The sequence below is a fragment of the Streptomyces sp. NPDC059455 genome, from assembly GCF_042750115.1.
In the GTDB taxonomy this organism is placed as follows: domain Bacteria; phylum Actinomycetota; class Actinomycetes; order Streptomycetales; family Streptomycetaceae; genus Streptomyces; species Streptomyces endocoffeicus.
In genome coordinates this window covers 1-3,398 of the sequence record NZ_JBHYVB010000424.1, presented here as the reverse complement: position 1 = coordinate 3,398, position 3,398 = coordinate 1, and the positions used below count along the sequence as shown (strand labels likewise).

Genomic DNA, 3,398 nt, shown 5'->3' with positions numbered 1-3,398 from the left:
ACCACACCCAAAAATATCGCTGCTTCTGCTCCTTTGTTAAACCACCCCCCGCCGGGGGGGGGGGGGCCCCCCCCCCCCCCCGGGCCGCCCGAGGCCTGGCGCCAGGCGCCCGAGGCGCGGCGGACGCGGCAATGCCGACACTTCGGTCGTTCACGTTGACACCCTCACCGGCCTGGTGGTGGGCTCACGCCTATCGGCGCCGTATCTACGGGGACCGGCTATCTGGATCGAGGAGAGGCCCGTGCAGTTCGGGGGGAAGAGGCCCAGGGCAGCGGGCGCGACGGCCATGGCCGCCGCGGTCATCGGGGGGCTGCTCGGCGGTGCCCCGGCGGCCACCGCGGCACCGGTGGACCACGGCGCCCCGGGCGCCGCCACACCGGAGCGCGACAGCAGCGAGGGCATACCGCCCGTATGGCCACGCCCCCAGTCGCTGCGGGCGCGGGGGCCGGAGGTGGCCCTGGGGGACGAGGCCACGCTCATAGCCGACGGCGACGCCGATCCGTACGCCCTGGACGCGCTGCGCGGCCTGCTGCATGACGCGGGGGTGCGCACCGTCAACGAGGCCACGCCCGGTGGCAAGGCCCCGGCACGCGGGCCGGTGGTGCATGTCGGCGGTAAGGGCGCGACGAACGCGCTGCGCGCCCTGCGCGCACCCGAGCGCGGCGACCTGCCCTCCGGCGGCTATCTCCTGGCCACGGGCCCGGTGGACGGGCACCCGACGGTCGCGCTGTCCGGCGTCGGCCCGGACGGGCTCTTCCACGCCGTCCAGACCCTGCGCCAGCTGCTGGTGAAGCGGGACGGCGGGGGCTCCGCCTTCGCCGGGGTGACCGTCCGCGACTGGCCCGCGACGGCCGTAAGGGGGACGACGGAGGGCTTCTACGGCTCCCCGTGGTCGCACCGCGACCGGCTGGCCCAGCTCGACTTCATGGGCCGCACCAAGCAGAACCGCTATCTCTACGCGCCCGGCGACGACACCTACCGGCAGGCCCGCTGGCGCGACCCCTACCCCGCCGAACGGCGCGAGGAGTTCCGCGAGCTGGCCACGCGCGCCCGCGCCAACCATGTGACCCTCGGCTGGGCGGTCTCCCCCGGCCAGGAGATGTGCTTCTCGTCCCCGAAGGACCTCAAGGCGCTGCTGCGGAAGGTCGACGCCATGTGGGCGCTCGGGGTGCGCTCCTTCCAGCTGCAGTTCCAGGACGTCAGCTACAGCGAGTGGCACTGCGGCGCCGACGCCGATGAATTCGGCTCCGGGCCGGAGGCCGCCGCCACCGCGCAGGCCAAGGTGGCAGGCGCCCTCGCCCGCCACCTGGCCGACCGCTACCCCGGCTCGGCCCCGCTGTCCCTGATGCCGACCGAGTACTACCAGGACGGCGACACCGAGTTCCGCCGCTCGCTGGCCGGGGCGCTCGACCAGCGCGTGGAGGTCGCCTGGACCGGCGTCGGGGTGGTGCCCAGGACCATCACCGGCGGTGAGCTGGCCGGCGCCCGGTCGGCGTTCGGCCACCGCCTGGTCACCATGGACAACTACCCGGTCAACGACTGGGCGCAGGACCGGATCTTCCTCGGCCCGTACACCGGCCGCGACCCCGCGGTGGCCACCCAGTCCGCGGCGCTGCTGGCCAACGCCATGGAGCAGCCGACCGCCTCCCGGATCCCGCTGTTCACCGCCGCCGACTTCGCCTGGAACCCGCGCGGCTACCGCCCCCAGGAGTCCTGGCAGGCGGCCATCGACGACCTCGCCGGGCCCGACGCCAAGACCCGCGCCGCCCTGCGCGCCCTCGCCGGGAACGACGCCTCCTCGGTGCTCGGCGGCGACGAGTCCGCGTATCTGCGCCCGCTCATCGACGCGTTCTGGACGGCCCTGGGCGGTACGGACGTGGAGCGGCTGGAGCGCTCGGCCGACCGGCTGCGCGAGGCCTTCACAACGATGCGTGACGCCCCCGAGCGGCTCTCGCGCGCACTGGGCGACGATGTGCGGCCGTGGCTCGACCAGCTGAGCCGGTACGGCGACGCGGGGGTGCGGGCCGTGGACATGCTCACCGCCCAGGCGCGCGGCGACGGGGCGGCCGCCTGGAAGGCCCAGCTCGCGGTGGAGGCGCTGCGCGAGAGGATCGGGGACAGCCGGGTCACGGTCGGCAAGGGCGTCCTCGACCCCTTCCTCGCCAAGGCCCTGGTCCGCGCGGACGCCTGGTCGGGCGTGGACCGGACCCCGAAGCTGGGGCTGCGGACCGGCGAGGAGGACCGCGCGGCGGCCGACGGTAAGACGGCCACCGAGGTGTCCTCGCCCGGCCGCCCGGTCACCGTGCGCTTCGGCCGCAGCCGTCCGCTCGCCTCCGTCTCCGCGCTCACCGCACGAGTCCAGGACGCCGCGCCGGGCACCGTCGAGGCGCATGTCCCCGGTGCGGGCTGGCGCCGCATCGGCGCCCTCTCCGACAGCGGCTTCACTCAGGTCAGGGCGGCGGAGGGGGACAAGAACCTGTCGGCGGACGCGATCCGGCTCAGCTGGCCGGAGGGCACCACCCCGCCGGCCGTGCACGAGATCACGCCCTGGTTCGGCGACACCCCGGACGCCGGGCTCACCCTGTCCCACAAGACGGCGGACGCGCAGATAGGCGGCGACGCGGCCGTGGTCGAGGCCCAGTTGGTCTCCCACCGCCCCGGCGATGTGAACGGCGACCTTACGGTGAAGGCGCCGCGCGGCATCACGGTCCGGGCCCCCGACGGGGTGACGGCCCCGCGCGGCGGTACGGCGACCGCCCGGCTGGAGATATCGGTGGCCAAGGGCACCAAGCCGGGCAGCTACTCCTTCCCGGTCCGCTTCGGGTCCGAGGAGCGCATGCTGACCTTAAGGGCGCATCCGCACACCGGCGGCCCGGACCTGGCCCGTGCGGAGGGCACGAAGGCGACCTCGTCCGGCGATGAGACCGCCGATTTCCCGGCGTCCGCCGCGATCGACGGCAAGGCGGACACCCGCTGGTCCTCCCGGGCCGAGGACGGCGCCTGGCTCCAGCTGGAGCTGGCCCACCCGGCCCGGATCGGCCGCCTGGAGCTGAACTGGCAGGAGGCGTACGCCTCCCGCTACCGCGTCCAGGTCTCCAAGGACGGCCGCACCTGGCGCGACGCGGCGACAGTGGCCCATGGGAAGGGCGGCCGGGAGTCGATCGGCATGGACGCCCCGGACACGCGGTTCATCCGCGTCCAGGGCGTCGAGCGCGCCACCCGCTTCGGCTACTCCCTGTGGTCGGTCGCCGCCTACGCGGTGCGGAAGGACTAGCGTCGCAGAAGAATTGGGTCCTGTCCGGCGGGGGGGGGGGGGTGGGGTGTTGTGTTATGGTCGTATGGGAGGAAGGCTGGACGGACGAGATCACGCACACTCACAGAACAACACGCAATCAGAA

At 74.3% G+C, this 3,398-nt stretch carries 1 protein-coding gene; it reads left to right on the top strand.

The window, feature by feature from the left end; all coding sequences use genetic code 11:
- The first annotated feature begins 286 nt into the window (after nt 1-286).
- Nucleotides 287-3,274 (top strand): beta-N-acetylglucosaminidase domain-containing protein, encoded by a 2,988-nt coding sequence (locus tag ACFXB5_RS53115; RefSeq protein WP_385223191.1) that lies wholly within the window; start codon nt 287-289, stop codon nt 3,272-3,274.
- Nucleotides 3,275-3,398: the final 124 nt, after the last annotated feature.